This window comes from Lachnospiraceae bacterium (genome assembly GCA_025758065.1).
GTDB lineage: Bacteria > Bacillota > Clostridia > Lachnospirales > Lachnospiraceae > Enterocloster.
Window position 1 is genome coordinate 1,207,801 of sequence record CP107199.1, and the last position, 24,700, is coordinate 1,232,500.

The window sequence follows — 24,700 nt, forward strand, 5'->3', positions numbered from 1 at the left end:
CACTATTTATCATTCAGCTTTGACTTTCCTTCCCGTTTTTCCAGTGCTTCCAGTTTCTTTAACTCTGCAGCTTCTTCCTGTTTTTCGCCGCCTTTGCCCTTCTTCCTTCTGGGCTTGAATTTTAACTGATCCACCTTGTACTCACGAATCTCTTTTTCATCCTTATCCACGATCACGATCACTTTTACAGTCTGGCGCAGAACATTGACACTGTGTACTTCTCCTTTAAGGCCGTCTGAAGTTGTAACTGCATCACCAAGTCCCGGAAGCCTGCTGTTTAATACTTCATAGGTCTCTTCTTCATTTTTCAGGCAGCACATCAGTCTTCCGCATACACCGGATATTTTAGTCGGATTTAAAGACAGGTTCTGCTCCTTTGCCATTTTAATAGAAACCGGGATAAACTCAGACAGATAAGAATGACAGCACAGCGGTCTTCCGCAGATACCGATTCCTCCCATGATCTTAGTCTCATCTCTCACACCTACCTGGCGCAGCTCGATACGGGTCTTAAATATACTTGCAAGATCCTTTACCAGCTCTCTAAAGTCAATTCTTCCATCTGCCGTAAAGTAAAACAGCACCTTATTATTATCGAATGTATATTCCGCATCGATCAGTTTCATCTCCAGGTTGTGTTTTTTGATCTTTTCCTGGCAGATCTTAAATGCCTCTTTTTCTTTTTCTTTATTTTTTGCCTCAATGGCGCGGTCCTCATCTGTTGCCATACGGATCACCGGCTTTAAAGGTGGTATTACCTTTGTCTCATCTACTTCCCTGTTTCCTAAAACTACATAACCGTATTCAATGCCTCTGGCAGTTTCAACGATCACATGATCTCCGATCTTTATCTGACGGCCTGCCGGATCAAAATAGTAGATCTTTCCCGCAGTCCGAAAGCGCACTCCGATTACTGTCAACATTTCTTTTACTTATTTTCCTTTCTTAAAAATCTTAAAAACACTTTAATTCTCTTTCATAGTCAGAAGCAGAAGCTCCATGACCAGTTCCATATTTACATTGGCATCCAAACGGACTCTGGCTTTGTCAATCGCCTCTAAGATCCGTTCCAGCCCTTCATAGCTGCTTAAAGATGCCGCCTTCTTTACTGCCGAAAATTCATCTTTGAAAATAAGAAGGTTTAAGTCCTTCGTTGTTTTATACATCAGGATATCCCGGTACCACATCTGCATAAAATCCAGACATTCCTTAATATCCGTATTATCATCTTTTAATTTACGGATCACATCTAAAAGCTGGGAAATATCCATATCCTTGATCTCTTTTAACAGCCTTAAAATCTCTTCATACATCATCTTAAAGTCCTCAGACTGGGCCAGATGGATTGCCTTGCCCAGATTTCCTCTTGCAAACGCACTGTATATTTCTGCCTGAACATCCTTTACCTGAAGCTTGTCTTCCAGATAACCCTTCACAACAGAGTCTTTTAATGGTTTCAGTTTCAGCTGTACACATCGTGAAAGAATGGTCTGTAAAAATGCATCCGGATTCGTAGTCAAAAGCATGATCACTGCATAGGCCGGCGGCTCCTCTATGGTCTTTAAAAGGGCATTCTGGGCCTGAACCGTCATTTTCTGTGCTTCATCTACAATGTAGATCTTATACTGGCTGCTGTACGGGCGCACCATAATAGTATCATTGATCTGTTCACGTATATCATCTACACCCATACTAGCCGGTTTTTCATGTGTTACATAGATCAGATCCGGGTGGTTTCCAGAAAGGACCTGCTTACAGGCGTGACAATGCATACACGGCTCTTTTCCCTCTTCTTCACACAAAAGCGTCATGGCAAAAGCATTGGCAAGGGTTTTCTTTCCCATTCCTGCTTCACCGCTTAAGATATAAGCATGGGAAACCTTTCCTATTGCTGCAGCGTTCTGAAAATGCTCTTTAATCTGTTCATGTACCAAGATGTCTTTAAATATAAGCATTATGGCCACCTCCCCGGGTATCGTCCTGCACTTCTGCCCTTTAACAAGCTTATCACTATGATAACATAATTATTTTTTGATGTACACACTTTTTCCCTGGAGCAAAACACTGTATCAGTATCCCCGGACCCGTTCCTGGTACTCTGATGGTGCTATCCCCACTACTTTCTTAAACTGGGCACTGAAATAGGCAGTATCTGAATACCCCACTGAATCCGCCACCTCATATACCTTTAACTTTCCCTCTTTTAATAATTCCATTGCCACCTTCATGCGGTAATGGGAAAGATAGGTTGTAAATGTATAATCCGTTTCTTTTTTGAATACGCGGCTTAAATAGCCTTCGCTGATCTGCAGCTGCTCTGCCACAGTGCTGATATTGATATCTTCTTTATAATGTTCACAGATATGTTTAATTGCCTGCTCTACATATTTATTTTTCGCTTTTCTGCCTGCATTAAACCGGAAAACAGGCGTTTCCTCCTCTTCCTTCTGCCGGATCTGGTCTCTTTCCTCTAACTGGGCAATAATACGAGTCACTGCCTGTTCAAGATCACCGTCTTTTAATGGTTTTAACAGGTAATCACTGACTCCCAGCTTCACTGCACTCTGGGCATATTTAAAATCCCCATAAGCTGTCAGGATAATGAATTTCGCCCTGTTTCCCTCACAACGCAGCATCTGGATCATTTCCACGCCGTCCATACGGGGCATTTTCAGATCTGTAACAATAATATCCGGCGAAAGACGGCGGATCACCGCTGCCCCTTCTTCCCCATTAGCTGCTTCCCCAGCGATCATGCAGTTTAACGCTTCCCAGTTAATAGTAAATATAATACCTTTTCTGGCGATTTCTTCATCTTCTACCACTACTACTTTATACATCGTCCCCCTCCATCCTGACAGGAAGACTTAAAGTGACAGTTGTTCCATCTTCTGTCACCTCTGCCTTCAGACCATATTCATTTCCATAGTACAATTTTAATATCCTCATAATATTATAAAGCCCCAGGTGCCCGTCCCTTTTCTCTGGTTCCGGGCTGTTGATCCAGGCCAGTATCTCTGGACTCATTCCACATCCATTATCGGTGATAGAAATATTTAAAACATCCCCTTCACGACCTGCGTAAATACAGATATATCCATTTTCACAGCCTTCCAGACCATGTAGGATAGCATTTTCCACTAATGGCTGTAAAATCATTTTCGGAACCAGGCACTCCTCTAACTGATCCGGTATCTCCTTTTCGCACAAGAAACGTCCGGTAAAACGGATCTCCTGTACTTCTACATAACTGTCAATGGTCTCTAATTCCTCTTTTAAAGGGATAAACAGCTTACTGGAAATGCTTTTTCGCAATATAACCGCCAGATTTTCCGCCAGCACAGCGATCCGTGGCATCTGGCGTATCCTCGCTTCCCATTTAATAGTATCCAGTGTATTATAGAGAAAATGAGGATTTAACTGGGTCTGGTATAATTTTAATTTTGTTTCATTAAGGTCTTTCTGCCTCTGAACCTTATCTTCCAGATATCGCCCCAGATCTTCCGTCATCTGGTTAAAGCTGCTGGTCAGGCGGCCCATTTCATCATTTGACTGCGGATGGATGCGGATGGAAAGATCTCCCTTTTTTACTTTTTCCATAGCTTCGTCTAATGTCTGTACCGGGCGGGCAATACTTCCTGTAAGTACACCAGATACAGCCAGACATAAAAATAATCCCAGCGCCGACAGGCACAGGCTGACGGTCCACATGGTCTGGACAGCCGGCTGGCTCATGGGTGCCTGACGGCATAACAGAAAATAAAAACCATTTTTGCCTTTGTTACTTACCAGATACTGTTCCCTGTCATGGCCTGCATCAGACATTTTCCTGTTTTCCAATATCTTTTCCATCTTGTCACCTGGGCGAACCTGAATCTTGTCCTGACCTGAACAGTACACCATCCGTTTATGAGCATCTAAAAGCAGCAGCATATCACCAGATGACACTTCTGCTCCTAAAAGGTCATCCAGATTTTCCCTGGTAAAATCAAAAACAATATACCCCGTCCTGGCGCCGCCCTCTGTATATAACGGTCTTGCCCCCTGAAGCAAAATATCTCTGTCTGTAATAGAAAGATCAGAATCTGTGCGGTAATATACAATATCATCTGTCTTTGATGCCTTTCTTAACAGCCCCCAGAATACTGGCAGATCTTTTTCCTTTCCTTCTGTGTCAGTTGTATAAAGCAGATGACCACCTGCATCATAAATGGAAAACTGAGCATAGCCGGATGTTTCCTGTGTAGCCTGATATAAAGAAAGATACATTTCCCTTTGATGGTCTGCCTCACTTTTTTCGATCATAGTCCGGGCCGTTTTTTTATCTGCTGCAATAGTCTGGCAGGCTTCCTCGCATTTTTCAAAAACTGCTTCCAGTCTTGCCTCTGCCTTTATAATCTGAGTCCGCCCTTCATCTAAATCCTGACGTTCAAGAGCTGCTGTAAACAGCCGGATCATAACCACACTGGAACACAATAAAGGCACCAGCGCTGTCAGCAGACAGGCCAGGAAGATCTTTTTATGAAATGAAAGCTTATTTAATATCCTCATCTTTTTCCTGCCTTCTCCATTACTGTTCATGAACTGCATTGCCCTTTTCTTCCATAATGGTCTTCCAGGTACTTAAAACTTCCTGCTGACTTAAAAGCCTCTGCTTCAGATCCTCAGCAGATGTATCCTTATTGGTAACAGCATCTTTTGCAGGCTGACGTAAAAGCTGGGTCTGTAAAAGCCATTTTGTATCATCGCAGATAGTATAGTCCACAAATTCTTCTGCAGCATCTATATTGGGAGTTCCTTTCCGTATAGCAGTTCCCTCTTCAAAAAGGCATCCCCTTTCTTCAGGATAAATATAATCTACATCCTGCGCTGCAGCCAACAGCGCTTTCGCTGCCTCTTCTGAGGTAACGCCAATGGAATAACGGCCGTCAGAAATGCCCTGTTCCACTTCTTTAAAGGTTTCTGGCATCTGATACTGCATATTTTCTGCTAAAAAATCCAGAAATTCTTCTTTTTCACTGTTTTTGGCCGCCTCTGTAAGAGCGGCAGCCGCCATATCTGACTTAAGGGGGTCCGGCACTGCCACACGTCCTTTCCACCGTGGTTCCAGCAAACTATCCCAGCCAGTTGGCAGTTCTCTGTAGGTCACTACATTAGTATTATATAAAATAACAAAGGATACGGTCGAATATCCGGTCCAGGCATCCTTATATGTCTGCCAGTATTCCTTTCCTTCTTCTAATGCATCCGCACTGATACCAAAAACCACATCCCATTCTGCCTCTTTGTTTTCCAGCCGGGAAAGCATCTCCTTTGCTGAGCCTGTTTCCACCTTTACATTCCAGCCGGTTCGCTCTTCAAATTCCTTGATCACAGGCCTCCATTCTTCTGGTTCCTGTGCTGTAAATACAGACAGATCATAGTTTTCTGTTTCTGCCGGTTCCGGCACCGGAGCATCCTTCTGGCTGCAGCCTGTAAGACCTGCACTAATGGATAATGCAGCCCCAGATAATACAACAGATAAAAAGAACAGGGAACGCCCTTGTTTGCATTCCCTGTTGAAAAATTTATACTTTTTATATGCTGCATTTCTGTCTGCTTTTCCTGTATCCATACTATGACGCCCCTTGTTTGACTGGCAACAAATATCTGCTGCGCAGACGCTTGTTTTTCTCTACGCTCATAATATACCAGAAAAAGCTTTGTATTTCCATATATTTACAGACTCAAAAAGCGTTCAAATACCACACAGGCGCGAACTGCATCTTCCTCTTTTTCCATTTCGCAAAAGATACGCAGCAGCGGCTCAGTACCTGAAAATCTGGCGCTTACCCAGCCGCCATTTTTAAAGTAGACCTTGCAGCCGTCCTGATAAGAAACACGGGACACCTCAAACGGCAGTTGTGGCAGTTTCTGTTCTTCTAACAGCATTCTATGGATCCGCGCCTTTTCTTCTGCTGTAAAGCGATAGCTGCGCTCTTCCATATGAGTTTCCCCATACTGGTCTTCAATATCCTTTACAATTCCAGAAAGGCTCTTACCTGTAACAGCGATCATTTCTACAAGAAGGCTTGCAGCGTAGATGCCGTCTTTTCCATGGATATGTCCTTTTACAGTCAGCCCACCGGAAGATTCACCGCCAATGATCGCACCTGTCTCCTGCATCTTTGCAGAAATATACTTAAAACCTACCGGCACTTCGTAACATTTCTGGCCAAAGCTTTCTGCTACCTTATCTAACATATGGGTAGTTGCCAGATTGCGCACAGCATCCCCCCGCCATCCTTTATATTTCAGAAGATAATAATACAGCATAACTAAAATCTGGTTGGCATGAAGATAATGCCCCTTATCATCAATAACGCCTAACCTGTCTGCATCACCGTCCGTTGCAATGCCAATATCACAATAACGGTCCAGCACATAGTTCTGAAGGTTCTTAAGGGTATCTTGTGCCGGTGCCGGCATCTTACCTCCAAAAAGCGTATCATGCTGGGCATTAATGGTCTCTACCGTACATCTTGCAACTGCCAGAATGGTGCTTAAAGCCGTCAGGCTGACACCATACATGGGATCAACTGCTACCCTTAAATCTCTCTTTCTGATCGCATCTACGTTGATCACAGATAAGATATTATCCAGATATTCATTCATTGGATTGATTTCTTCTACAATGCCCTGTTTCACCAGTTCTGTGTAACCTGGCGGCGGCATCTGCCCATCTTCTTCATGACATGGTGTATACAGTTTTTCTGCTTCCAAAAGCCATTTTTCAATGTCCTTTGTCTGGATTTCATCTGCATCCCTTCCTCCATATGTAAACACCTTGATACCATTGTAGATTGCCGGATTATGGCTGGCTGTGACCATCATTCCATAGTCCAGTTCATGTTTCATCACATAAAACATTAACAGAGGTGTTGGTGCGCTGCGGTTTACAAACTGTACATGGATTCCTTCTTTTCCAAGGATCTGACATGCCCAGATCACAGCCTCTTTGGAAAGGAAACGACGGTCATAACCGATGACCACACTTTTTGTATCTTTATGTTCTGCCTTCATTTTCAGGCACATGGCTAAGGTCAGTTTCTGTATATTTTCCTTGGTAAACTCTTCTCCGATGATCGCACGCCAGCCGCCAGTTCCAAATTTTACCATTTTTTGTTCCTCCTATGTTGAAGAATGTCCTCGCAGAGTCTTTCCTGCACCTGCCTTTATGGCCGATTTTCTGCCTGCTTATACCACACTGCTGTGCAGTATATTGGTTTAAACAATGGATACCTTACCTTTACTTACCTTCAGGAAGATAAGCAGGGAAATAACTGTACTGACAGTAAGGATCGATGCCAGCGCTGCCGCTGTACCAAAGCTGTTTCTTACAACCTCTGTATAAATAGCTACAGAAATGGTACTTGTCTTGCCGCCGTAAAGCATAACGCTGGAAGACAGCTCATTGATACAGGTGATCCAGCTTAAAATAGCGCCGGATAATACACCAGGTGCCATTAATCTTGCTGTTACCTTAACAAAGGTCTGCATAGGCGATACCCCAAGGCTGATAGAAGCTTCTTCTACACTTGGATCCATCTGCTGCAAAAAAGCACTGCCGGAGCGTACTGTATAAGGCAGTTTTCGTACAACAAAGGCGATGATCATGATCACTGCTGTACCTGTAAGGATCACCGGTTCCTTGTTAAACGCTACGATCAGGCTGATACCAAGAACAGCGCCTGGAATTACAAACGGGAACATGATCAGCAGATCCATTAACTGTCCTGCAAAGCCCTTCTGCCGCACAACGATATAGGAGATCAACATACCTATGATGATGATAAATACAATAGCAATGGTTGAAAATACAAATGTATTGCGGATATTGGTCCACAGACGATTAAAAATAGTAATATAGCTTCCCAGACTGAAGCCCTTCTTAAATCCTGTAAAATCACTCTTAATAAAGCTGCTGACAATGACTACGATCTGAGGAAGGATACCTATAAATGTAACCAGCATAACCGGGAATGTTGCCAGGAAACGCTTTACTCCGTGAAGTTCTTCTTCCTTTGGCGGGCGCATGGCAGTCATTACATAATTCTTCTTTGTAGCAAAATGCTTCTGCACCAGAAGGACTGTAGTAGAACAGAATACCACCACTACAGAAAGGGCACTTGCCAGATGGGCATTTCCGCCGATCTCACTCATGTACTCGTTGTATACAAGAACCGGAAGTACCATATAACCTTCACCGATGAGCATTGGAGTACCAAAGTCTGCCAGGCTGGTCATAAATACCATGATCGCGCCAGCTGCAATAGACGGAAGGACGACCGGCAGTGTAATAGTCCACAGTCTGCGAAGCTTATTGCTTCCCAGGTTCTCTGCTGCCTCTTCCAGGCTGGAGTCAATACTTCCCATAGCACCGGATGTATACAGATACACATAAGGAAACAACTTAAAGGTAAATACCAGGATAATACCCAGTTTTCCGTAAATGCTTGGAAGGTGGATACCAAACTGGGAAAACATATTTGTTACCAGTCCAGAACGTCCAAAAAGCATGATCCAGCTATACGCACCGATAAATGGCGGACTCATAAGGCTCATGATAATAAAAATATGGATGAACTGCTTGCCCCATACATTATACCGTGACATTACATAGGCAATAGGAACGCCTACGATCAGCGTTGTAACCGTTGTGACCACGGATACAAAAATACTTCTTCCTAAAGCGGAATAATAATATTTCTTTGTAAAAAACCTGATGTAGTTTTCAAAAGTAAAACCGTCTACCTTGGTTGAGAAAAAACTTCGGGTGATCAGGGTACAGAAGGGATAGATCAGAAATACCAGCATAAATCCCACAACTGCCACTTTCACCCAGAACCAGAAGTCTAACTTTTTTCCAGAACTTACCATGATATCACCTCCTGGGTCGCTGCATCGTATACGCCTACGGCGCGGATATCAAAGTTTACCTTTACTTTTTCACCGTCCGGGCGCAGCTCATGTACATCCTTTGTATACTCATTTAACTGTACAGTCTGTCCATTATCCAACAGGATCTCATATTCAATAAAATCTCCCAGGAATGTGGAAATGGTAATAGTTCCCGGCAGTCCCTCTTTATCATCAAAAAACAGCTGCTCCGGTCTTGCGGAAATGATGCCTTTACCATTAAATGGCTTTTTTAAAGTACAGATAATAGAGCATTCTCCCTTAATATCCAGAACTGCCTTACCTGGATCATCCCCTTTAACATCACACTCTACGAAATTGGAAACGCCGATAAATCCGGCTACAAAAGTATTTTCCGGCTTTTTATAGATTTCCTCCGGAGTTCCCACCTGCATAATATTTCCTTCCTTCATAACAGCGATCCGGTCGGAAATTGCCAGTGCCTCTTCCTGGTCATGGGTTACATAGATGGTAGTGATCCCCAGACGGCGCTGCAGTTTCTTAATAACGGTTCTCATCTGTACCCGCAGCTTTGCATCCAGATTTGACAGCGGTTCATCCATTAACAGAACTCCCGGTTCAATAACAAAAGCTCTTGCCAGGGCTACCCGCTGCTGCTGTCCGCCTGAAAGCTCATTTGGCTTTCTGTCCTTTAATTTGCCGATCTGTACCAGTTCCAGAGCTTCTTCCACTTTTCCGGGAATCTGATCTTTAGGACACTTCTTCGCTTTCAAGCCATATGCTACATTTTCAGCCACTGTCAGATGTGGGAAGATAGCATAGTTCTGGAAAACCATACCAATATCTCTCTTATGAGCCTCTAGATTATTGATCACCCGGTCATCAAAACAGATCTCACCTCCGTCTACTGTATTAAATCCTGCGATCATACGCAGAAGAGTGGTTTTTCCGCATCCGGACGGCCCTAAAAGGGTAAAAAACTCTCCCTGCTTAATATCAAGGCTTACCCCGTTTAATGCTGTAAAATCACCGTATTTTTTCACGGCATTTTTAATGATCACTGCATGGCTCATATCTGGTCCTCCTTTTTGATCTGGAATCTTTCTACTATGCACTTCCCAACTGCTTTTTCTGAAAGACACTCCCACTTTTCCATTGCCTATATATGTGAAAGACTGCCCGCCCGCCAGGGCCAGGCAGTCTTTCTATTATTTATTTACATATCACTACTTACTTTTCATTTTCTTAAAAATCAATTCACCATAATATCATTAAAGTGTTCAATAATGGACTCTTTTTCATTTGCAGCCCAGTCAAAATCATAATCAACCAATACCAGGTCGCTGAGCTTTGCCAGCCCCTCTGCAACGTCCATATCACTTCTTACAGGACGACGGCCCCAGTTTTCACTCTGCTCTGTCTGGCACTCTTTGGAAGTTACAAAGTCAATGAACAATTTTGCGTTCTCTTCGTTCGGGCATCCCTTAACAAGAGCTACACCATCAGGAACTGCACTGGTTCCATCCTTTGGATATACAAATCCAACTGAAGGATCATCCTTGTACTGAACAGCTGCTTTTTCAAGAGTAAGCCCTACATAGAACTCACCATCAGCTACCATCTTATGGCACTTACCTGAAGAATCAACGATCTTTCCATCCAGGTTGTCATACAGTTTCTTGATGAAATCCCATCCATCTTCCTTACCGCCATGTCCCAGGATCATAGTACATAACTGGGTATATGCAGAACCGGATTTAGATGGCAGGCAGTATGCAATTTTTCCCTTCCACTCAGGCTTTGTCAGATCTTCCCAGGACTCAGGAATGGTCATTCCGTCTTTTTCGATCAGATCTTTATTGTAAAACAGTACCATTGGCAGTGGGCTTTCACCAATCCACTTGTCATCTGGATCCTTATACTCTTCTGCGATCACATCATCATTTGCGCACACATATGGTGCAAAATAATCCTTAAATGCAGCCAGTGAGTCAGCACCTCCGCCCCAGAGTACATCAGCAATCGGATTAGCAGACTCAGCTGCAATACGGTTGCAAAGCTCTCCAGTTCCGGCTGCTACTACTTCTACCTTAACATTTGGATACTTCTCCATAAACAGGTTCACACCTGCATTTAACGGGTCTGCATCATGAGGAGAATACACAACTACTGTACCGGTGTAATCTTCCGGAGCTTTCTCTGCTGTTGCTTCAGACTCTTTTGCTTCTTCCTTAGACTCTTCCTTAGCCTCTGCTGCTGTTGTTTCCTCTGCCTTGGTCTCTGCCGGTGCTGCAGTAGTAGCGGTATTTCCGCCTCCACACGCTGTCATACTCAGTACCATCATGGCTGCCAGTGACGCTGCTACAAATCTTTTCTTCATATACACCTCTCCTTTTCTATGTACCTTTCCGGTACATTTCTTCCGGTCTCACCGGAAATTAAATTTTGCAGTTTAAAAACTGCTTCTCACGTTCTTTGAAGTTTTTGTTACATCTCTCATATACTGTAACTTTTTACTTCTGATGATGATATTATATATTTTTATTATGCATTTTTCCATTTGTTATTCTAACTTTTGTTGTGTTATTCTGAACTTTTGCATAATTTTTATATTATTTCAAAATATTATATATGCACATTATACATATATCGACAAAAAAGACCGCCATGATAAATGCAGTCGGTTTATTGCATTTATTCACAGCAGTCCTCTTTTCATTTATATGTACTCTCGGAGTCTTTCATGCACTTGCCTTTGCGGCCGATTTTTCGCCAGTCGCACCCGAATTTTATCAACGTACGCACCGCGTACGCCTCAAAAATTTGGGCACAACTGACAAAAAATCTTCTCGCAAAATCAAGTACAAAAAGATTCCGAGAGTACATTTATTTATGATAATGTCACCGCAAGATGATATATCCTTTTACCATGATTTTTTACCACTTATAATGCTTGATCAGAGCCTGGGTTCCCAGATCTCCCATGCCTTCATTTTCCAGTTTTTTACAGATTCCAAGAACATCCTCTAATACATCTAACCTGGTTCCTCTTTCAGATGCTTCCTCATCTGCAATGCCCATATCCTTGATAAAATGTTTTAAGAAAAAGCCCGGCGCATAATCATCTTTTGCTGCCTTGGAAGCTACATTGTTCATCTGGGCGCTTCCAGCTGCACCGGTGGAAATAGATTTAAGCATTACATCTACATCCAGTCCTGCATTCTTTGCGTAGACCATAGCCTCACATGCACCTGCTAAAGCACCTGCAATGGCGATCTGGTTGCACATCTTGGTGTGCTGTCCGTTTCCTGACTTTCCTTCGTAGTTGATGTCCTTTCCCATTGCCTCAAATACAGGCAGACAGGTATCAAAGTCCTCTTTATCGCCGCCTGCTAAAATAGTCAGTGTTCCCGCCTTTGCGCCACTGTCACCGCCGGTTACAGGGGCATCTAAGCCATGGAGACCACGTTTCTTTGCCTCTTCGTATATCTGCTGATCCAGCTTCGGGCTCGTGGTTGTCATATCGATCAAATATGTGCCTTTATCTGCATTTTCAAGGATACCATTTTCCCCGAAGTATACCTCTTCAACATCCTTAGGATAACCAACAATGGTAATGACCACATCTTTTCCTTTGGAGCAGTCTGCAACTGTATCACACCATGCAGCGCCCTCTGCGATCACATCTTCCACCTTTGACTTTGTTCTGGTATAAATAGAAACCTCATAACCAGCCTTCATCAGATTGCGCACCATAGATTTTCCCATAATGCCAACGCCAATAAATCCAATTTTCTTTAACATCTGTTTCTCCTTTCCTTCGTTACACAAAATGTCCTTTATGATTTCTTCTATACACGGTTCAATCCCAGTATTTTCATATTGTTTTATGATCCCGCACTGATCCAGACGTTCTTTAGAAAAATCTTTTTCATCTGCCAGGAATCTTCGGCACATTTCCGCATATTTGGGATTTTTCTGGGTATTTTCCCTGTTTAATGCCCGCTGTAAGCGCACACCATCTTCCACATGGATATACAAAGGGACCATAACTTCTGCCCCATAATATTTACAAAGCCCTTCATAAGACTCCAGCGTCCCCATCATAAGATAACTGCAGGAACCCAGGTCGATCTGACCGTCATCTGCTGTGAAATAACTCCATGGCCCGTAAATAGTATCGTAGGTGCGGCATTCGATCACTTTACCTGCATCCTTCATAGCCTGAAGCTGCTTCTCATCTGTAAAAATGTATTCCACACCATTAGTCTCCCCATCACGGATGGGTCTGGTGGTATACATGCGTACAGTCCCCAGTTCCGGCATTTTCTTTACCAACCGCTTGTAAATAGTATCCTTTCCTGAGGCACTTTTCCCCATTACATAATAAATCTTTCCCATTATGTTTCCATCTTTCTCTCTGTTTTCAAATGGACATGTCACCTGACGATGCCATTACCTGTATAGTGAAAAGATCCGTATCTTCCAGTCCCTGGACCGGCAAATCTTTTTCTATATAATCCTGTAATGTTTCCAGTATTTCTTCTGTGATCCGCTCTCCCGGTGCTAAAAGCGGAATACCCGGTGGATAAATATAGGCAAATTCTCCACAAATGCGGCCGCTGCTTTCTCTTAAAGACACTGTTTCTTTTTCCCCATCTATTGCTTTAAAAACAGGCATTACCTGCATTGCATGGCGGCTGTAAACATTATCCTCAGGCTCATTATTGCAGGTTTTTCCAGATTTTTCCAGATTTTTATCAATTTCCAGCAACGCCTTTTTCAGATGCTTCAGCCCCTTTTTGCTGTCTCCAATAGCTGCAATGGCTGTTACGTAATCGGCACCGCACATTTCCATTTCCAGATGATATTTTTCCCTTAAGATCCGGGAAAGCATTTCCCCGGTAAGCCCGCTGCCTCTTACTGAAACAACGATCTTGGAAATATCCACATCAGAAATTCCTGCTGTTCCTACCAGATTCTCTTCCACCAGGCGCAGGTATTTCATTTTTTCCAGTTTTTTCCGTATTTTAAGCAAATCAGCTTCAAATTCAGCCACTTTACCTTCTTTTCTATACTGATCCATAAGAAAAATGCTGTTCTCAATGGACGCCATAAGCACATAAGAAGGACTGCTGCTCTGGTAGATCTGAAGATACCGCTCTATCTTTTTAATGTCCAGATAGCATCCTCCATCCGGCCTGTTATTTTTAACATGGAGCAAAGCTGTCTGGGTCAGACTTGGCAGTGTTTTATGCACACTCTGGATCACTGCATCTGCCCCCAGTTCAAGGGCTGACTTTGGAAATGCATCTCCATAAGCAAAATGCGCACCATGAGCCTCATCTACAATCAGAGGAATTCCTGCTTTATGGGCAACATCTGCGATTGCTTTCACATCTGAAACAATCCCGTCATACGTAGGAGAAACCATCAGCACAGCCTGAATATCCGGCTCCTCTTTTAATGCCTTTTCCACATCTTCTGGCAAAATACCTCCCTGTATCCCCAATCCTGGGACCGGTTGTGGATAAACATAAACTGCCTCCAGATGGTTTAAATAAATTCCGTGATACACAGCCTTATGGCAATTTCGGCTGACCAGTATCTTTCCTCCATGGGAAACCGCTGCGCTAATGGCAGACAGCAGCCCGCAGGTACTTCCATTTACAAGATACCATGTACGGTCAGAACCGTAAAGGCATGATGCCCATTCCATAGAATCTTTTAAGATCCCCTCTGCATGATGGAGATTGTCAAAGCCGTCAATTTCTGTTATATCCACCGAAAATGGATCTGGAAAGGATAGTTTAATTCCCTTTGCCCTCTTATGTCCCGGCATATGAAAAGGATACATATCTGATTTCCGGTACTTTTTTAAACGTTCAATGAGAAGTTCCTCTTTTTTCACCTTTTTCTGCTCCCGGTTCCCGCATAAAGCCCTTTTTCATTCTGCAGCTGTAAAAGACGGATCACAGCTGCCCGCAGCTGCCGGCGATTTCTTACCTGAATGAATTTATCCGGATAGTGTTCACTCACCTGCTTATATCCTTCTTTCTTTTCCTGGCTGCGTCCATTTTTCAGGATCCATAAGATAAATTCTTTATCCATCTTTTCTACACAGCCATCTGCCATGCTTTTTCTGGTATGGCCCTTGTATCTGTAATAACGGCGCAACGCCTGCCACAGGCAGATCCATCTTGGATAATCCATAAAAATGATCAGGTCTGCTTCTTTCATACGCCTTTTCTGGCAGAATTTTTCATAATTTCCATCAATGACCCAGCCACGATCTTTATTTTCCTCTAAAAACTGCTCACAAAGCATTTTTCCTTCTGCTTCCCCCCGCTCCTTCCAGCCTGCTTCAAACTGAAGTTTGTCTAAATGGAGTACCGGACAGCCAATTATCTTACCCAGTTTTGCTGCCAGCACCGATTTTCCGGAGCCTGTATATCCGATCACTGCAATTTTCATTTTTTTCTTCCCCGAATGTTAAAGCCATATTGAAAAAATCCCCTGCAAGGGCCTTATACCTGTTATAAAGTCTCTGCAGGGGATTGGCTGCCTAAAACAGCTTATTTATTATTTTGTTGCAGTTCTTGTTTTCATGAATATGGAAACAAGATGATGTCATGGCTGAACTGTAATATTATTTCTCTCTTGTTTCAGTCATTTTCTTAACATCTGCGATAAATGTGCTAAGATCAGCAACACCAAGATCGCCCTTGTCACGGCTTCTTACAGTGATCTTGCCTTCTGCTGCTTCCTTCTCACCTAATACCAGCATGAACGGAACTTTCTCTAACTGAGCCTGACGGATCTTGTATCCAACCTTCTCATCCTTACGGTCTAACTCTGTACGGATACCAGCTGCTTTTAACTGATCATACACACCCTGGGCATATTCCATGGACTTTTCTGATACAGGAATAACCTTAACCTGAACAGGAGCCAGCCATACAGGGAACTTACCTGCAAAATGCTCGATCAGGATACCAATGAAACGCTCAATAGAACCAAAGCATACACGGTGGATCATAATAGGACGCTTCTTTGTACCATCTTCAGCCACGTACTCAGCCTCAAAACGCTGCGGAAGCTGGAAATCAAGCTGGATAGTACCGCACTGCCAGGTACGTCCGATAGAGTCTCTTAAATGGAAGTCGATCTTAGGTCCGTAGAATGCGCCGTCTCCTTCATTTACAATGTACTTTAAGCCCATTTCATCCAGTGCGTTTCTCAGGCCGTTTGTTGCCATCTCCCAATCTTCATCAGATCCCATGGAATCTTCTGGTCTGGTAGAAAGCTCTACGAAATAATCAAATCCAAACTGAGAGTAAACTTCGTTGATCAGTCTTGTAACGCCCTTGATCTCGTCAGTGATCTGATCCTGGGTCATGAAGATATGTGCATCATCCTGGGTGAAGCAGCGTACACGCATCAGGCCATGAAGCTGTCCGCTCTTCTCATGACGATGTACCAGACCTAACTCACCAACTCTTAATGGCAGGTCACGGTAGGAACGAGGCTGGGACTTATACACCAACATACCGCCTGGACAGTTCATTGGCTTAATAGCGTAGTCCTCATCATCAATAACAGTTGTATACATGTTCTCTTTGTAATGATCCCAGTGACCAGAGGTCTCCCACAGCTTACGGCTTAAGATAACAGGAGTAGAAACTTCCTGATATCCCTCTCTTAAGTGGATCTCACGCCAGTAATCTATCAGTGTATTCTTTAAAGTCATGCCCTTTGGAAGGAAGAATGGGAAACCAGGTCCTTCTTCTGCGAACATGAACAATCCCAGCTCTTTGCCCAGTTTTCTATGATCACGCTTCTTAGCCTCTTCCATCATGGTCAGATAGCTTTCCAGATCTTCTTTCTTTGCAAATGCAGTACCATAGATTCTGGTCAGCATCTTATTCTTCTCGCTGCCTCTCCAGTAAGCACCTGCAATGCTGGTCAGCTTAAATGCTTTAATGCCCTTTGTATAAAGAATATGTGGTCCTGCACACAGATCTACAAAGTCACCCTGCTGATAGAAGCTGATAGTCTCACCTTCTGGAAGATCCTCGATCAGCTCTACCTTATAAGGCTCTCCTTTTTCCTGCATAAATTTAATAGCTTCGTCTCTAGGCAGAACGAATGGCTTTAATGCCAGGTTCTCCTTAACGATCTTCTTCATTTCAGCCTCTAACTTTTCCAGATCATCCGGAGTAAATCCACCTTCTCTGTCAAAGTCATAGTAAAATCCATCATCAATTGCCGGTCCGATCGCCAGCTTGGTCTCCGGATACAGTCTCTTTACTGCCTGTGCCAGTACATGGGAAGCAGTGTGGCGAATGGCTCTTAATTCGTCTTTTGCTTCTTCAACACTTCCGTCTGGTAAAATAATCTTCATGGTAAACTCCTTTCGTTTTTAAAACGCTTTCTAGTACATCGTCTGGATATGTCCTTTAAGGCTTTAAGATATTAAAAAACCCCTGGACACATCTCTATGTCCAAGGGTGCATATACACGGTTCCACCTTGATTTTCACTCATTCATCCCTTAACGCGGGGTACGGTATCATTTCCCACTTCTAAAGCCTTAAAGCTTTATTACAGTTCCCTGATACGGCTCAGGACTGGTCTTCATCTGTCTCCTGCATGCGCCTTTCCACCAACTGGCTGCTCTCTGTCTGCTTCCCACAGATTACTGGTTCCTTCAATGCCTTTTGCATTTCTGCTAACCTTGATTATAACATTTAAGTCCTATTTGTCAAGATAGAACTAATACAACAGATGCATTCTAATTACAGTTTTACTATGACATCTTCTAGTTTCCAGTTACTATACACGGGCAGACTTGTGTACAACCACTCGGTCAATTAAAATAAGGGAGTCTGATGCACAAATCAGGCTCCATATCTTCTGTTAAAGATTTCCATGACAGCGGTATAAATGTTGGGGTTGTTTTTTCGTACTTCAAGCAGCACACCCTTGCTATGACATAATTCTTCGATACTTTCAAGGCTTCGAAATGTCATTGCAAAAGTCTGTTTTCGTTTATAATCTCTCAAACAGCGTTCTGCGGTATTGTTTGTGGTTGGCACCCTCATGTCATGCAGGAAAAGAAGATGCTCTGTTTTATATTCCTGCATCCGGCGATATAAGTTGTAGCCTTCGCGGTAATACGGGCTTGGCTCATTACGTTTGTATTCTTCTTTGGCTTTGTCCAGGATTTCCTGATACTCTGTCTCAAAGCCAGCTACTGTTTGAGCGTCTAACGATGCTTCACCAGTATGTTCTTTCCGGTAATGTATCATTCGTTGGAGCAGTTCTCTCATTCGCCGGTTCCAGGTAAGGGATGACTCATTTTCCATGCTGTCTTTCAGATACCGTTCTACATGCGCAAGGCATTCCTGATGAGCGCTTCCATAACGGTAAAAAGTAATTTCATGATCGTGTACCAGAATCCCCCGGAAATCTTCTGTTACAGTTCCCTTTACGCCTTCATGCCCCTTTTTCTCACGGGCAAAGTAAAGTACCTTTTCCTCATCTGAAGATGCGCAGACAAATACATAGGCGCTTTCTCCGTTTACGCGGGCATTTGTACAGTCTGTATGCAGAACCGGGCAGGACAGCAGGTCTGCAAAGATTTTTTTCCGTTCTGTTTCTGTTTTGGAAGAAAACTCACGGCAGAGTTTATTGATCATTCCTCTGGAAATTTTCAGCTTTCCACCTGTCAAATCAGAGAGAAAGCGCTGGCTTTTATCAATGGAAACTGCACAGTCTGTATTTAACAGAAATAAAAGTGACTTGATGCTGCCATCATAGTTCACATCATCAACCACTCCTGCGGGAAAAGCTGCATGGACTTTTTCTCCCGTCTTGGAGTTACGATATACATCTGCCTGATATTCCGTTACATGAAGAATCATTTCAATGGAAACAAGCTGTTTGGTTATGATCTTCTGTGTTTTTTTGAAATCCGGATCCTCTGCCACAATTTTGGGCGCAGGCAGATGTACAGTCTGAGTTGCTTCCTGCTTTTTCCTTCCATGATGGGCGTGCCCTGGCTGCGCTCCGGGTTTTCTTCCAGTGCGTTCACGATTGTTGGATATTTTTCGACGGTTTCTTGATTGTGATGACGGAATGGAGGAATTTTCATAATCACGGTTCAACTGTGCCAGAAGTTTCTTATTCTGTCCCTCTGTTTTTTCCAGCTGATCCTTTAGCTCACTGTTTTCACGGCGCAGTCCAGCGACCTCAGACAATGCCTGATCACGGCGTTGTTCTGCGGCAAAGCGCATTCTTTTAGCCTTTTTAATGCATGCTCCAGATCTTTCATCTGTGCATTCAGTTCCTTAAGTGCATCTTCATATGCCTCTTCGCACCATTTCCAGGCTTTTCTTACATCTTTGCGAAGATTTTCAATCGTTTGTTTCAGACGTTTTATCTGTCGGCGGTACTCATCAAGTACTTTTTGATGTTCCATTTGAATCTGTTGGAATCGTTCTCCTGACTCATGATCGGCTACTTTTTTTCTCAATATTCGGTTTTCACACTGCAACGCTCCAATATATTCAAACGGCTTTCCCATTATGATTGCTCCAATGCTTTAATGATTTTATCCTGGTTTTCAATCAACTGTTTCAGAAGACGGATCTGTTCTTCCTGGGCTTTAATTGTTTTTAAAAGTTCTTTATTTTCTTTTTCGTACTGTTCGCAGACACCCTTTTGAAGTTTCAGTAACTGCTCGATTTTTACAGACATGTCATTCATGCTCATCCCTCTTTTCATGGAATGATTATAGCAGAAGATCTGAATTTATGCGAATTTGCAGGAGATGATCATTCGTCATTTTTTCATGTGAATAACTCTAAAAAAATGGTCAGATAAGAAGCTGGCGTGGAGAAACCATCCACAAAAATCGATGAATTCAACACGCCTCAAAAGAGAATTTATAGATACTGTTGATAACTTAAGCAATAAAACATGTAGCCGGAAGCGATATCCGCAGAATTTCTTCCGGCTAAAATAGTTTTGATGAAAAAGAAAAATGATTTTCGTCACTTTCCACAATGAAAATGAACTACCCGTGTATAGTAACAGTTTCCATATTCATGAAAAGAAGATTCTATCTGTAATCCTTTTAAATTATCAATAGATATGCTAAGATAATGTTGTTTTTCTTCCCTTATGGAAGGTACAATGTTCTCTCGAAATCTTTCTGTACCTGATTGTCAATTGTGCCCAAATTTCTGAAGTATTAGCGTTGCGTCCGCCTCTGAAATCCGGGTGTGATTGAAAAATAACGGCCACAAAAGCAAGTGTATGAAAAACTTCAGGAGAACATTACAATACAAAGGAGAAATATGACTCATGAAGATCGTTATTATAGACGGCCAGGGCGGCCGCATGGGAAAAGCTGTGATCGAACAGCTAAAAAGCTGCTATCCTGAACTTGAACTTTACGCTATTGGTACCAACAGCATTGCAACCTCTGCCATGTTAAAAGCCGGTGCCTCATATGGAGCCACCGGCGAAAATCCTGTAATAGTCAATGCCAGAAACGCTGACCTGATCATTGGCCCTATTGGCATTGTTATGGCCGATTCCCTTATGGGAGAGATCACCGCTGCTATGGCCACTGCTGTAAGCTCCAGCAGTGCCTATAAAATACTTATACCTGTTAATCGCTGCAACCACTTTATTGCAGGCTGTCAGGGCGGCAGTTTAAGCGACTATATCCGCCAGGTCTGTGAAGAAGTTGGCAGACATCTGGCGATTTAAACGTTACAATTCAGCCATGCGCTGATTTGAATGAGAAAGTGTGTTACAAACTTGCTTGCATAAGCACTTTTTCATTTAAACCAGCATATGGTGAACCCAACATGCTTCTTGTTTTCATGAATATGGAAACAAGAAGATGTCACTATCAAGTGACATGTCCGTTTAGAAAGAAGGCATAAATTTATCATGAGAACCGTTGAATTTAAAATGGAACGTCCCGGTCTTGTAAGCGCCGGTGACAAAGTAAAGATCATTGAGCGGGAAGGAACCAGCAGCTACAGCTATATCATCGATCCAGCTGTAGCCATGTCCGGCTGCTTCGCCGCAAGAGACCGCATTAAATCCGAATATGGCATCGTAAAAGATATCCGTGAAAATTCCCGTGGATTTTACGTTGTAGTTGATTTTGATGAGGAAGACGTTCACTGATCTTCCACAAAAATGTTCCCCCAGCCTGTTTATGATAACGGTACTATCTTGATTTCTTCTGCCGTAGTCTCACTGGCTGGTGAAGTTGCCGGTACAGTTGGCACCGGAGCTACCGCAGTTTCTTCCACTTGGTTTCCAGGTGCATCTGTCCCGGTCACCGCCTCTTTATAGCTTTGGGACGGCTGCACCTTTCCTGTTTCTGATACAGTACCTGAATTTTGTGCCGGTGATATAGGAATGATCTTCTCTGCAGCCGTTGTTGTCTCTTCCACAGTAGTTTCTTCCTGTCTTATTTCATCTACTGTTTCTATTTTTATCTTTAAAGAAATATCCAATGAAACCGGCTGGCTCCAGAGAACTTGGGTAATACCGCCGTTTCTGCTCCAACTGCAGTCATGCCAAAAACCGATCAGCTCTCCATCCTGAAGCGCCAGTATTTCGATCATATCATTTCCCGTCACCGTCTTTCCCGTTCTTTCAGAACTGTCTTTTACTGCGTAAATAGTCCCGTCCTGTTTTACATTAATGACTATACCATAAGCATTTTCCCAGATTTTTGGGTGATATTCCCCGTATATCTCTCCCTGACTTTCAAAATAATACAGATTAAAAACAGCTCCTGGAAAAATACCACTGACTGCCTTTTTCTCTTTTCCATTCAGATCTGTTTTAAAAATACGGCTATACCATTTTCCGGAAGCATCTTTTTCCACATAAGCACTGAAAAAAATAGAATTATCCACAATGCAGTAACTTTGTACACCATAATCAGCCTTTATAATGGCTCTGCTTCCAGAAGAAGTTTTCTTTACAATCTGCATCTGTGCTCCGTTTCCCTGAAGTTCATAAGAATTTCCATCTGCAGCAGCCGGATTTTTCTTTACATAGCTGATTTTTCCATTTTCATCTATCTTGTATACACGGTCTTCTATGGCAATGCCCGTACTTTCTTTTCCATTAACCGCTTTTCCAAATGAATTTACAAGATAACATGCATTACCATCAATTTTTACCTGATAACCGCTCTCAGAAAGCTCTATCCCTGTGCCGGAAGTGGCTGTATAGATTTTTCCATCCTGGGCATAGTAAATAGTCTCATCTAATACCAGATAGCCATCTACATTCTCGGCTATGATCTCCTTTGTGTTCTGTCCCGGGATCATTCGTACCAGAACATCACACAGGCCTTTTTCTTCCTCAGAAAGAGATGATTTTCTATTTTCAGCCACTTTAGGAAGATAGTATACATAATCACCATAGGCTCTTAAAGAATTTTTTGTTGCTTTCTCAGGGTTCTTTTCATTTCCCAGAGGTTTTACCTTATTATCTACTGTTTTCTTATAGAGGATCGTCTTAAAAAGCCCGGTACCTTCGCTGTCTAAGTAGCACCAGAATGCATTGGTCCTCACAAAACTGTCCAAATTTTCTCCGGTATCTTCAGGCACATAATCTGGATCCGGCTCAATATTTTTCAAGTATCCTTTTACATCATGACAGGTAAAAATCTGGCCACCACCTTTCCATTGTCCTGTTGCCATGATCCCCTTATCATCAAAATGATACAGAAAACCTTTTATTTCCAGCCACTGATCTGATGCATATGTTTTTTCATTGGTCTTGTACTTCCATCCATCCTCTGTTTCTTCCCAACCAGTCTGATCTGTCTCTTTTTCAGTCTCAACTGCTGGTATTTCCAGTGTTTTCTGTTCGCTGGCTTTCGTCATATCCAGCTTTTCATAATCTGAATGGATTTTTCCAAAAACGATCACTACAACACTAATTGCCATGATCATAAAAATAATTGCTGCGATCATAAGCAACGCTGTTTTTAATCCAGATTCTTTTTTCCTTCTTCTCATCCTGTTTAGGCCTCCTGTACATAAAGATAAAAATATACACTTGGAATCTGTTTGTGAACGGACAATATCACCTCCAGATGACATTACCATAAACGAAAAAAGCGGCAAATCTCAATTTCTAAGATTTGCCGCCACTTTTCAAAGATGAGCGTGCGGGGATTCGAACCCCGGACAACTTGATTAAAAGTCAAGTGCTCTACCGACTGAGCTACACGCCCTTATTAAATTACTTAAATGCCCAAAGTCGGAATCGAACCAACGACACGAGGATTTTCAGTCCTCTGCTCTACCAACTGAGCTATCTGGGCTTTTTCCTTATGCCTAAGGCATAAAAATTGCGGGGGCAGGATTTGAACCTACGACCTTCGGGTTATGAGCCCGACGAGCTTCCAGACTGCTCCACCCCGCGTTACCTAAATTATTATAAATACTTACTTTCAATTTGTCAATAAGTATTTAACTGGGCGAAGGTGGATTCGAACCACCGAAGGCAGTGCCAGCAGATTTACAGTCTGTCCCCTTTGGCCACTCGGGAATTCGCCCATATAACCATTATACTCTTTTTCAGATAAATTATACTTAGAATGGGGCCTACAGGGCTCGAACCTGTGACCCTCTGCTTGTAAGGCAGATGCTCTCCCAGCTGAGCTAAGACCCCAACTGTATTCTTTATCAAGTTGAAAAAGAAACGACCCGGAACGGGTTCGAACCGTCGACCTCCGCCGTGACAGGGCGGCGCTCTAACCAGCTGAGCCACCGGGCCATTAAAGGCATTTTACATACCTTCAAAACCACATATTGAACTACCGAATACCTGCAACTTTTTGTTCCCTTACCTTTTGGTCAAGCCCTCGACCGATTAGTATCAGTCAGCTCCATGTGTCACCACACTTCCACCTCTGACCTATCTACCTTGTCGTCTTCAAGGGGTCTTACTACCTGCGTATGGGATATCTCATCTTGAGGGGGGCTTCACGCTTAGATGCCTTCAGCGTTTATCCCGTCCGGGCTTGGCTACCCTGCCATGGAGTTGGCACTCCAACAGGTACACCAGCGGCCCGTCCATCCCGGTCCTCTCGTACTAAGGACAGCTCCTCTCAAATATCCTACGCCCACGCCGGATAGGGACCGAACTGTCTCACGACGTTCTGAACCCAGCTCGCGTACCGCTTTAATGGGCGAACAGCCCAACCCTTGGGACCTGCTACAGCCCCAGGATGCGATGAGCCGACATCGAGGTGCCAAACCACTCCGTCGATGTGAACTCTTGGGAGTGATAAGCCTGTTATCCCCAGGGTAGCTTTTATCCGTTGAGCGATGGCAATCCCACTTTCATACCACCGGATCACTAAGTCCTAGTTTCCTACCTGCTCCACCCGTCGGTGTCGCAGTCAAGCTCCCTTATGCCTTTGCACTCTTCTAATGGTTTCCAACCATTATGAGGGAACCTTTGAGCGCCTCCGATACCCTTTCGGAGGCGACCGCCCCAGTCAAACTCCCCGCCTGACATTGTCCCCCAGCCGGTTCACGGCTGCAGGTTAGAAATCCAATACCGCAGGGGTGGTATCCCAACAGCGACTCATCTCAGACTGGCGTCCAAGTTTCTCAGTCTCCCACCTATCCTGTACATGCAGTACCGAATCCCAGTATCAAGCTGGAGTAAAGCTCCATGGGGTCTTTCCGTCCTGGCGCGGGTAACCAGCATCTTCACTG

19 protein-coding genes, 6 tRNA genes, 1 rRNA gene and 1 pseudogene (1 of these 27 cut by a window edge) are annotated in these 24,700 nt (G+C 43.3%); 2 read left to right on the top strand and 25 right to left on the bottom strand.

Annotated elements, in window-relative coordinates; all coding sequences use genetic code 11:
* Positions 1–2: 2 nt before the first annotated feature.
* The 17 genes and pseudogenes from OGM16_05670 to OGM16_05750 form a co-directional block, all read right to left on the bottom strand.
* Entirely contained in the window at positions 3–923 is a 921-nt protein-coding gene (locus OGM16_05670) for a stage 0 sporulation family protein (protein UYJ47743.1), read from the bottom strand.
* A gap of 42 nt (positions 924–965) precedes the next feature.
* Positions 966–1,955 (bottom strand): DNA polymerase III subunit delta', encoded by a 990-nt coding sequence (gene holB, locus OGM16_05675; protein ID UYJ47744.1) that lies wholly within the window; start codon positions 1,953–1,955, stop codon positions 966–968.
* Between the two features lie 114 nt (positions 1,956–2,069).
* The gene (locus tag OGM16_05680; protein UYJ47745.1) at positions 2,070–2,840 is read right to left on the bottom strand and encodes a response regulator; all 771 of its coding nucleotides are present in this window, start codon (positions 2,838–2,840) and stop codon (positions 2,070–2,072) included.
* A complete protein-coding gene (locus tag OGM16_05685; protein UYJ47746.1) occupies positions 2,833–4,551 on the bottom strand; it encodes a sensor histidine kinase in 1,719 nt (572 codons plus the stop codon). Before OGM16_05685 ends, OGM16_05680 begins: the two co-directional genes overlap by 8 nt.
* 19 nt (positions 4,552–4,570) lie before the next feature.
* Positions 4,571–5,614: an extracellular solute-binding protein gene (locus tag OGM16_05690; GenBank protein ID UYJ47747.1), complete on the bottom strand. Its 1,044-nt coding sequence runs from the start codon at positions 5,612–5,614 to the stop codon at positions 4,571–4,573.
* Positions 5,615–5,718: 104 nt separating this feature from the next.
* Positions 5,719–7,158: a phosphoglucomutase/phosphomannomutase family protein gene (locus OGM16_05695; GenBank protein ID UYJ47748.1), complete on the bottom strand. Its 1,440-nt coding sequence runs from the start codon at positions 7,156–7,158 to the stop codon at positions 5,719–5,721.
* A gap of 108 nt (positions 7,159–7,266) precedes the next feature.
* Entirely contained in the window at positions 7,267–8,919 is a 1,653-nt protein-coding gene (locus tag OGM16_05700) for an iron ABC transporter permease (protein UYJ47749.1), read from the bottom strand.
* Complete coding sequence (locus OGM16_05705; GenBank protein ID UYJ47750.1) at positions 8,913–9,992, bottom strand: ABC transporter ATP-binding protein; 1,080 nt, start codon at positions 9,990–9,992, stop codon at positions 8,913–8,915. Before OGM16_05705 ends, OGM16_05700 begins: the two co-directional genes overlap by 7 nt.
* A gap of 179 nt (positions 9,993–10,171) precedes the next feature.
* Positions 10,172–11,299, bottom strand: a complete 1,128-nt coding sequence (locus OGM16_05710) for an ABC transporter substrate-binding protein (GenBank protein UYJ47751.1) — start codon at positions 11,297–11,299, stop codon at positions 10,172–10,174.
* A gap of 557 nt (positions 11,300–11,856) precedes the next feature.
* Positions 11,857–12,723, bottom strand: a complete 867-nt coding sequence (locus OGM16_05715) for an NAD(P)-dependent oxidoreductase (GenBank protein ID UYJ48401.1) — start codon at positions 12,721–12,723, stop codon at positions 11,857–11,859.
* A 375-nt stretch (positions 12,724–13,098) separates the two neighbouring features.
* A pseudogene (locus tag OGM16_05720) lies at positions 13,099–13,320 on the bottom strand (guanylate kinase).
* Between the two features lie 25 nt (positions 13,321–13,345).
* Positions 13,346–14,830, bottom strand: a complete 1,485-nt coding sequence (locus OGM16_05725; GenBank protein ID UYJ47752.1) for an aminotransferase class I/II-fold pyridoxal phosphate-dependent enzyme — start codon at positions 14,828–14,830, stop codon at positions 13,346–13,348.
* A complete protein-coding gene (locus OGM16_05730; GenBank protein UYJ47753.1) occupies positions 14,827–15,393 on the bottom strand; it encodes a DNA topology modulation protein FlaR in 567 nt (188 codons plus the stop codon). Before OGM16_05730 ends, OGM16_05725 begins: the two co-directional genes overlap by 4 nt.
* Before the next feature lie 175 nt (positions 15,394–15,568).
* The gene (gene thrS / locus OGM16_05735) at positions 15,569–17,323 is read right to left on the bottom strand and encodes a threonine--tRNA ligase (protein UYJ47754.1); all 1,755 of its coding nucleotides are present in this window, start codon (positions 17,321–17,323) and stop codon (positions 15,569–15,571) included.
* 495 nt (positions 17,324–17,818) lie between these two features.
* Positions 17,819–19,216: a transposase gene (locus OGM16_05740; protein UYJ47755.1), complete on the bottom strand. Its 1,398-nt coding sequence runs from the start codon at positions 19,214–19,216 to the stop codon at positions 17,819–17,821.
* Positions 19,138–19,506: a hypothetical protein gene (locus tag OGM16_05745; protein UYJ47756.1), complete on the bottom strand. Its 369-nt coding sequence runs from the start codon at positions 19,504–19,506 to the stop codon at positions 19,138–19,140. Before OGM16_05745 ends, OGM16_05740 begins: the two co-directional genes overlap by 79 nt.
* Positions 19,506–19,688, bottom strand: coding sequence for a hypothetical protein (locus OGM16_05750; protein ID UYJ47757.1), 183 nt, complete (start codon positions 19,686–19,688; stop codon positions 19,506–19,508). Before OGM16_05750 ends, OGM16_05745 begins: the two co-directional genes overlap by 1 nt.
* Before the next feature lie 600 nt (positions 19,689–20,288).
* On the opposite strand from OGM16_05750, the gene OGM16_05755 reads away from it, so the two are divergent.
* Complete coding sequence (locus tag OGM16_05755; GenBank protein ID UYJ47758.1) at positions 20,289–20,699, top strand: DUF3842 family protein; 411 nt, start codon at positions 20,289–20,291, stop codon at positions 20,697–20,699.
* Between the two features lie 186 nt (positions 20,700–20,885).
* Positions 20,886–21,128, top strand: a complete 243-nt coding sequence (locus OGM16_05760; protein ID UYJ47759.1) for a hypothetical protein — start codon at positions 20,886–20,888, stop codon at positions 21,126–21,128.
* Positions 21,129–21,157: 29 nt separating this feature from the next.
* On the opposite strand, the gene OGM16_05765 is transcribed toward OGM16_05760, so the two are convergent.
* The 8 genes from OGM16_05765 to OGM16_05800 form a co-directional block, all read right to left on the bottom strand.
* On the bottom strand, positions 21,158–22,987 hold the full coding sequence (locus tag OGM16_05765) for a DUF5050 domain-containing protein (GenBank protein ID UYJ47760.1): 1,830 nt from the start codon (positions 22,985–22,987) through the stop codon (positions 21,158–21,160).
* A 145-nt stretch (positions 22,988–23,132) separates the two neighbouring features.
* Positions 23,133–23,205, bottom strand: a tRNA-Lys gene (locus tag OGM16_05770).
* Positions 23,206–23,222: 17 nt separating this feature from the next.
* A tRNA-Phe gene (locus OGM16_05775) sits at positions 23,223–23,295 on the bottom strand.
* A gap of 27 nt (positions 23,296–23,322) precedes the next feature.
* A tRNA-Met gene (locus tag OGM16_05780) sits at positions 23,323–23,396 on the bottom strand.
* A 52-nt stretch (positions 23,397–23,448) separates the two neighbouring features.
* Positions 23,449–23,530 (bottom strand) — tRNA-Tyr (locus OGM16_05785).
* 42 nt (positions 23,531–23,572) lie between these two features.
* A tRNA-Val gene (locus tag OGM16_05790) sits at positions 23,573–23,645 on the bottom strand.
* Between the two features lie 31 nt (positions 23,646–23,676).
* Positions 23,677–23,750, bottom strand: a tRNA-Asp gene (locus OGM16_05795).
* A 76-nt stretch (positions 23,751–23,826) separates the two neighbouring features.
* Positions 23,827–24,700: ribosomal RNA gene (locus OGM16_05800) — 23S ribosomal RNA — on the bottom strand (it continues 2,014 nt past the right edge of the window).

Coding starts and splice junctions, on each gene's coding strand:
- OGM16_05670 (UYJ47743.1), bottom strand. CDS start 923: ATGTTGACAGTAATCGGAGTGCGCTTTCGGACTGCGGGAAAGATCTAC.
- holB (UYJ47744.1), bottom strand. CDS start 1,955: ATGCTTATATTTAAAGACATCTTGGTACATGAACAGATTAAAGAGCAT.
- OGM16_05680 (UYJ47745.1), bottom strand. CDS start 2,840: ATGTATAAAGTAGTAGTGGTAGAAGATGAAGAAATCGCCAGAAAAGGT.
- OGM16_05685 (UYJ47746.1), bottom strand. CDS start 4,551: ATGAGGATATTAAATAAGCTTTCATTTCATAAAAAGATCTTCCTGGCC.
- OGM16_05690 (UYJ47747.1), bottom strand. CDS start 5,614: ATGGATACAGGAAAAGCAGACAGAAATGCAGCATATAAAAAGTATAAA.
- OGM16_05695 (UYJ47748.1), bottom strand. CDS start 7,158: ATGGTAAAATTTGGAACTGGCGGCTGGCGTGCGATCATCGGAGAAGAG.
- OGM16_05700 (UYJ47749.1), bottom strand. CDS start 8,919: ATGGTAAGTTCTGGAAAAAAGTTAGACTTCTGGTTCTGGGTGAAAGTG.
- OGM16_05705 (UYJ47750.1), bottom strand. CDS start 9,992: ATGAGCCATGCAGTGATCATTAAAAATGCCGTGAAAAAATACGGTGAT.
- OGM16_05710 (UYJ47751.1), bottom strand. CDS start 11,299: ATGAAGAAAAGATTTGTAGCAGCGTCACTGGCAGCCATGATGGTACTG.
- OGM16_05715 (UYJ48401.1), bottom strand. CDS start 12,723: ATGTTAAAGAAAATTGGATTTATTGGCGTTGGCATTATGGGAAAATCT.
- OGM16_05730 (UYJ47753.1), bottom strand. CDS start 15,393: ATGAAAATTGCAGTGATCGGATATACAGGCTCCGGAAAATCGGTGCTG.
- thrS (UYJ47754.1), bottom strand. CDS start 17,323: ATGAAGATTATTTTACCAGACGGAAGTGTTGAAGAAGCAAAAGACGAA.
- OGM16_05740 (UYJ47755.1), bottom strand. CDS start 19,216: ATGCGCTTTGCCGCAGAACAACGCCGTGATCAGGCATTGTCTGAGGTC.
- OGM16_05745 (UYJ47756.1), bottom strand. CDS start 19,506: ATGGGAAAGCCGTTTGAATATATTGGAGCGTTGCAGTGTGAAAACCGA.
- OGM16_05750 (UYJ47757.1), bottom strand. CDS start 19,688: ATGAATGACATGTCTGTAAAAATCGAGCAGTTACTGAAACTTCAAAAG.
- OGM16_05755 (UYJ47758.1), top strand. CDS start 20,289: ATGAAGATCGTTATTATAGACGGCCAGGGCGGCCGCATGGGAAAAGCT.
- OGM16_05760 (UYJ47759.1), top strand. CDS start 20,886: ATGAGAACCGTTGAATTTAAAATGGAACGTCCCGGTCTTGTAAGCGCC.
- OGM16_05765 (UYJ47760.1), bottom strand. CDS start 22,987: ATGAGAAGAAGGAAAAAAGAATCTGGATTAAAAACAGCGTTGCTTATG.